This is a genomic window from Vibrio variabilis (assembly GCF_003263785.1).
In the GTDB taxonomy this organism is placed as follows: Bacteria; Pseudomonadota; Gammaproteobacteria; order Enterobacterales; family Vibrionaceae; genus Vibrio; species Vibrio variabilis.
The window spans coordinates 21,284-27,283 of the sequence record NZ_JYJK01000079.1 but is presented as its reverse complement, the minus strand read 5'-3'; the positions used below and the strand labels follow the sequence as shown (position 1 = coordinate 27,283).

Sequence of the window (6,000 nt, the reverse complement as noted above, 5' to 3'; positions counted from 1 at the left end):
GTTTAATTCAGTGTAAGCACCGTCAGCCACTTGAGCGGCACGCTCGGCAATTTGCTCATGTTCTTTTAGGCGTTGGTCTTGGCTAGCAAAAGCCTTAACACCTTCGTTATAAGCAGCCTCACCAGAAGCCTTTACGCTTTGAATGTCTTTGTAGTTGCTCTCAGTCGTTGGAGCGTAGAAGTCCTTATCAAACTCTTTGTTGCTCTTGAATGCTTTGTCGTAGTCAGTGGTGCGGTTCGCTTGAGCTAGTTTGGCCCAATCACCAAAAGACTTAGTTTCACCGTTAAACGTGATCATTTCGTTCTTGTCGATTTGACCAGTAGATGCAGCATCAGCAATTACAGAACTCATAAAGTCTTGAGCTTCATATTCGCCTTTAGCTTCGTTCCACTTAGACTTAACGTAGAACTTAGATAGTTGCTTGGCATAAGCTTCACCGTTTGGATCATCTTTCAGAGCTTTAACCAGGTCAGCAGCGCTTGAACGGTTCTGTTCAGTCTTACCAGACATAACGTAGTCTAGGAACTTGCCGCGTGTCGCGTCGTCCTCAATGTACTGAGAGTAAGCAATAGCTTTAGCGTTGTAGTCTGCTTTTAGTGCTAGGTCTTCGGTCCAATCGCCTTGAACTACAGCTTGGTTAGCCATTGCGCCAAATGATGCAGCAATAGTTAGTGCTAGCATTGTCTTTTTCATGTTTACGTTGCCTCTGTAACGTGTTTGTTTTGATATTCCCAAAGTACCCACCTAGATACTTTGGGAATAACCCTCATCCATGAGGACCAGTTAATTACTTATGCCAAATCTTGAAACCAGCACCGAATAGATAACTAAGCAGTGCCACCCAAACTAAAGCGCCAATGCCAATAGGAATAAGTGACGGCATTACTTCTTGGATAACCTCTGCGTATGACCAAAAAGGCATTCCGCTATCGGTGTAAGTCATGTAACGGTTAACGAATGCGTAGCGTTCTTGAACCTCTAAGTAAGAAAGAACTCCAAAACCAGCGATAGCGATAACAGTCATAACGTTTACTAGTCGTTTGAAAAATTGCATTGTGATTGCCTACTTGTTGCGACCTGCCAGTTGTAAAAGAATCTGTTCGTACTGTTCACGAAGTACAATCACGTTAACCAAATCACTGCGACCAGTGGCACGTAGCTTGAAGCCTTTAGTCTCTGGATTGCTAAACACTTCTTTGAAGTAGTCCCAAGGAACTTGAACCGTGTGCTTAGCGGTGTAGACGTTCTTAGACTTCAACATTGTTTCAGTGCTATGTAAGCGCCAAGTACCAGAACGATGACGCCATACTTGGTCGAACTCGTCATACTTAACCACGGCACCAGCGAACGGTGTGGTTGTTGCTTTAGTGCTGGTGGTTGATGTAGTTGCACAACCGCCAAGGATTGATGCTGCGATAAGTGCTAGTTTTTTCATTGTTCGTTGCCTCTAAAAATTTGTATCAGTAACCAGTGGTATCAATATGCTTTGCAATGTTGGTGCGTTCTCGCTTTGGTAGTTCTTCCCAACATTCAGCCGCTTTGTCATAAGCGTTCCATGCTGCGCTTGTTCCGTCCTTCTCTGCATCAACCAGCGCGTTATACTTCTCATCCCAACGAATGAAACGGTTTACCTTCGCTTGGTGGCTCTTATTAGTTGCTGTTACCTGCATTGAGATAACCTCCAAATAAAAAAACTGGCGACTCCTGAAAAAGTAGGAAAAACGAAGCCGCCAGCGATACAAAACTAAAATGCGTTTAGCCACATACGGGCGTTATCCGCTTTGCTGCGCTTAGTCGGCTTAACTAAGTCACCGCGTCTATTTGGTTCAACCTCTACCCGTACACGCTTACGCTTAACTGGTGTAGGAACTGGTAAAGGCATTCTGTGAATCTGCATTAGCACCTCACCAAGTTGTGATCATCTACGAACGCCACAACCAAACCCGAATCAATGTCATCTAGACCACGAACCCAAACCGTTACCTGGTAACCAGCGTTGAAGGTTCCAATGTCCGTGGTTACATCACCAAAGCCGCTAAATGACTCGAACGCTTTAATTGCGTTGTGGGCGTCAGTGAAATAGAACCTAAAGCAATCACCCTCATAAACCGTCTTTGCGGCTAGCTGGTGCGCTTTACCAAAACGGCTATCAATGTCCTATGAACGCTGCGCTTGGAATGATTGTTCTTCCAATTCCTGAATAAGCTTGTCTACTTCACTCATCATTAACCTCTTGAGGTCTGCATTCTTCACAAAGACCAGTAGAGCGACCCTCGTCGTCTGCCAGTTCCCAATCACACTGTTCGCAATATAAGAAGGTCATTAGGTGCCAACGATAAAAACAACTTTATTAGAGAACGGTGTTGCGCGTACTTCTTCTAGGAAATGCTGACGAATCTCAGCGCCAAACGGCTTTAGACGTTCGTTAGCTTCTTGCTCAATCAGAATCAGCGCATCACGTAGCGTTAAAGCCACATCAAGAGCAATTTCAATATCAAACGCTGGCGTCATACCTTCGTCACCGTATCCCCACACTCCAAACATGCGAACTACCATTCCATCACTAAGGATTTGGTCAGGATGATCATTGGTAGACCGATGGGTTTTGTGACCGTACTTCGCTTTGTGTTCTGCTACTGCCGCGTCTAGCGCTGCTACAAATTCTTGAGTGCTCATTTATCGTTGCCGCTGTATCTAAACTGGTTGTTGCTGGTGGCGTTCTTGGTATCACTCTTTTGCTTTTCTAAATCCCCAACGGATTGCCCACGCTAAACACGCTGGAATACCGATTAACACCCACGCCCAAGAAGCTACATAGATACCAACCGCCATTAGTCCGTAGATAAATGAGAGTTGAGAAAGCACAATAAGCACATTAAAAACTCTCCTTTAATGTAACTGAATTTGAGTATTTATAGAGCCTCAATTGAGTCTCCAATGTTGATGGGGAGTGATATTAATCATATAAAAACTCAATTGCAACTCAAAAATGAGGTTTTTTGTATCTCAAGTAAGGCTGTTTGTTTTGAATCAGTCTTTGGATATGTAATCAAAAAACGACTACAAAAAAGATTGCTATATATAGAGAAATTTCAACAATGAAACCCAATCGAGATTCAAAGGAGACTTACTTGAAGTTAGAACAGTTCATTGAGCGCCACTTCGAAGGCAATCAATCATGGTTTGCGCGACATATGGATGTAGAGCGCCAAGCGGTAACAAAATGGATTAATGGTGGATGGATTGTAGTTGGTGGGCGTCTTTATTCACCCAAACGAGAAGTTCAAAAGAAGATTGCTAAATAGCAGATAAAGAAAAGCCCCGTACTGCTGGAACAGTACAGGGCCATATTCCCAAACATTCGAGGCAACGAATAAATGAGAACATTAAGTGTATCACAGTTGAAACAGGTAATGCACCTACATACACACCGTCAATTATTGGCTCTAGTGGCTCAATTGGAGGCGTAACGATTGATTCACTATCAAAACTAGCAGGTCGCTTTACTAAGAAGCCAGTTCACCAAGACAGCACCCAATTCAATGACCAAGTAGAGGTTTGCACCTTCATTGCTTTTAACTCTGACCTTGGAATGACTGTAGTAGACAAGTGCATTGGTTCACCTCTTAGCTATAAAAAACGCCTCAATAGATTTAGAAAAACTTTCTATTGAGGCGTTTAAATTCATTTGCTAGTTCAAAACCTAAGAACAGAGCCAGGCCAACCTAGGTTCGTTTCTACGCATATTAGAGACAACTACTTACCAAAATAAGCAACAATCACCTTGTCACTCTCAAGCTCTCTAGAGAATACATAAGCATTGTCATTCGCTATCTCGGTATGCTTACCCGCACCAATCGCTGGGTGACGATCTCTAAATTGACCAACCGTGCGCCAATGTTCGAGCAGTGCTTTCTTGTCATCACTCAGTGTCCATACCATTTCGGAGCGAGTGCCTTGATGGAAGTCGTCGGCATATGGGCCAATATTTCTACCCACTTCATCACCGTAATACACCTGAATCGCGCCTGGGCTTAGAAGTAGCGCATTCGCTGCGTTTTTCTGCATGGTGTAGTCTTTGAATCGGCTGAAGAACAGCTCGGTATCATGGGAAGACATGTAGCTTACTGGGTTAAAGTCGTCAGACTCTTGAATTGAGTTGCGTAACTTTGGTAAGTGTCCGCCATTTGGCTGAAACATGCCGCGCCTTTATCCAGCTTTTTCTGCATATCAAAGTTGATGAGTGCATTGAAGCCGTCGTCAAAATAGGGGCTGCGATACGCACTGTGTCCCCAGACTTCACCCATCATCCAGAAAGGTTGTCCCGATTGATTGTTGTCTTTGCGCCACTGCTCTAGGCTTAGCGTGGCTTCGGCTTTTAGCCTCTTCCATACTTCGCCTTCTACGTGCTTCACCGTATCAACACGGTAACCATCAACACCAAAGCGTTTCACCCAATCCGTTTGCCATTCAATGAGATAATCGGCAACAGTGTAATTGTCACGTTTGGCAACGCGGGTTCCGGGATTATCCAGCAGCCACTGAGGAGGGGTTACCGCTTTAGTGGATTCGGTTTTAAAGTCTGGAAGGCCTGCAAGCGACAGAGTAATGTCACTCGAACCTGGTTTGTCGTAGCCCGGTAAACCGGTACGAACCCAATCTGCACCCCACCAATGACTCCACTCTTCGCTTTGGTAGTCGATATTGCTGTGATAGCTGTGCCAGTTTTCTGATGCTTTAGGTTGCCACTTGGCAAACATTGCTGGTAACTGGTGCTCTGGCTTTATTACGTTGAGGTCATCATATTGAATGTCGGCAAGTGTTGAATAGCAGGGTGGTTAATGACTGCATCCAGCAGCACTTTGATGCCGCGTTTGTGTGCTTCGTCAACGAGACGTTTTAAGTCAGCGTCGTTACCGAAGCTTTCATCGATCTTGGTGAAATCACGAGTCCAGTAACCATGATAGCCATAGAATGGGAATGAACCGCTGTCGCCACCGCCAACAAACCCATGCACTTGCTCGACAATCGGTGATAGCCAAATCACATTTGTGCCAAGTGATTGGATGTAATCAAGCTTTTCGGTAATGCCATTAAGATCGCCACCGTGGAAAGTGCCGATGTTGTCCTTACCATCAGATTGGCGCCCATATGGCTGTGGTTCACCTGGATTGGAATTGTTGAATCTATCGACCATCACAAAGTAGATGTTAGCGTTTCGATAGTTCAATTCATCAGACAGCGCAATCGTGTCGACAGGCTCGAGTAGAGTCAAACCACCAGACGCCGCGTTTGGTACTACCGTCACTTTGCCGCTTTTTACTGTGACTATATCTCCAGTGAAGACATCTTTTAGCTTAGTACCATCGGCATAGGTATCACCGACAGCAATGGTCTGTGCCTCGCTCGGTAATGCTGCGCATTGAACATTGGGAATAGGGCGCTTGAACTCTTTCTTGGCGACTTTCTTAGGTTGCCTTTTGAATATTAGAGACTTGGTTTCTTCGTCGTAGCTAAAGGAGTAATCACCGGTAAAACGGATGTTAAGAGGCAGCACTGAGTCTTCGCCACACAACAGAGGAATCGGTGTATTGAACTTAATTTTGCTAGGCAGTTGATGATCGCAGCTGCCATCAATGCCCGAGACTTTTAATTGGTACTTATCTTTGGTCAGTGGTATCACCAATGGCTCATCTGCCGTTATGGGATAGTCACGGCTGGTGGTTGAAGTTGAAACCGTGATATTAGGTGATGCTAGCAGCCCTGGTGAGGCTAGTAGCATGCAAGCAAGTAGGGTCTTATGTTTCATGCTCATTCCATTTTTTGTAGTTTTCCGAGCCTAATATAAAACGCATCAATGTCAGTCACATCCTTCTCACTGCCTACGCCTTAGAATTTGCGCCTGCTCACAAAATGACCTTGGTGTGGGCGTAAATCGGGGGAGGAGGGGAGAAGCGGAATATCTTGCTAGTCTTGGGTATCACAGTTAATCCTATGAGA

At 44.9% G+C, this 6,000-nt stretch carries 8 protein-coding genes and 1 pseudogene; 1 reads left to right on the top strand and 8 read right to left on the bottom strand.

The genetic code is table 11. The annotated features are described in order from the left end of the window. From TZ48_RS13595 to TZ48_RS24410, 7 genes are all read right to left on the bottom strand, one after another. A partial coding sequence (locus tag TZ48_RS13595; RefSeq protein WP_162674582.1) for a hypothetical protein occupies positions 1-693 on the bottom strand: 693 nt, incomplete at its 3' end. A 94-nt stretch (positions 694-787) separates the two neighbouring features. Further along, complete coding sequence (locus tag TZ48_RS13590) at positions 788-1,054, bottom strand: hypothetical protein (protein WP_112479553.1); 267 nt, start codon at positions 1,052-1,054, stop codon at positions 788-790. Between the two features lie 9 nt (positions 1,055-1,063). Further along, complete coding sequence (locus tag TZ48_RS13585; protein ID WP_112479552.1) at positions 1,064-1,435, bottom strand: hypothetical protein; 372 nt, start codon at positions 1,433-1,435, stop codon at positions 1,064-1,066. Between the two features lie 25 nt (positions 1,436-1,460). Beyond that, positions 1,461-1,670: a hypothetical protein gene (locus tag TZ48_RS13580; protein WP_112479551.1), complete on the bottom strand. Its 210-nt coding sequence runs from the start codon at positions 1,668-1,670 to the stop codon at positions 1,461-1,463. A gap of 74 nt (positions 1,671-1,744) precedes the next feature. After that, complete coding sequence (locus tag TZ48_RS24415; RefSeq protein ID WP_162674581.1) at positions 1,745-1,897, bottom strand: hypothetical protein; 153 nt, start codon at positions 1,895-1,897, stop codon at positions 1,745-1,747. A gap of 425 nt (positions 1,898-2,322) precedes the next feature. Beyond that, on the bottom strand, positions 2,323-2,676 hold the full coding sequence (locus TZ48_RS13575; RefSeq protein ID WP_112479550.1) for a hypothetical protein: 354 nt from the start codon (positions 2,674-2,676) through the stop codon (positions 2,323-2,325). A 51-nt stretch (positions 2,677-2,727) separates the two neighbouring features. Next, the gene (locus tag TZ48_RS24410) at positions 2,728-2,874 is read right to left on the bottom strand and encodes a hypothetical protein (protein WP_162674580.1); all 147 of its coding nucleotides are present in this window, start codon (positions 2,872-2,874) and stop codon (positions 2,728-2,730) included. A gap of 257 nt (positions 2,875-3,131) precedes the next feature. On the opposite strand from TZ48_RS24410, the gene TZ48_RS25170 reads away from it, so the two are divergent. Beyond that, positions 3,132-3,305 (top strand): hypothetical protein, encoded by a 174-nt coding sequence (locus TZ48_RS25170; protein ID WP_239670867.1) that lies wholly within the window; start codon positions 3,132-3,134, stop codon positions 3,303-3,305. Positions 3,306-3,756: 451 nt separating this feature from the next. On the opposite strand, the pseudogene TZ48_RS25875 reads toward TZ48_RS25170, so the two are convergent. Then, a pseudogene (locus TZ48_RS25875) lies at positions 3,757-5,809 on the bottom strand (alpha-amylase). Positions 5,810-6,000 lie beyond the last annotated feature (191 nt).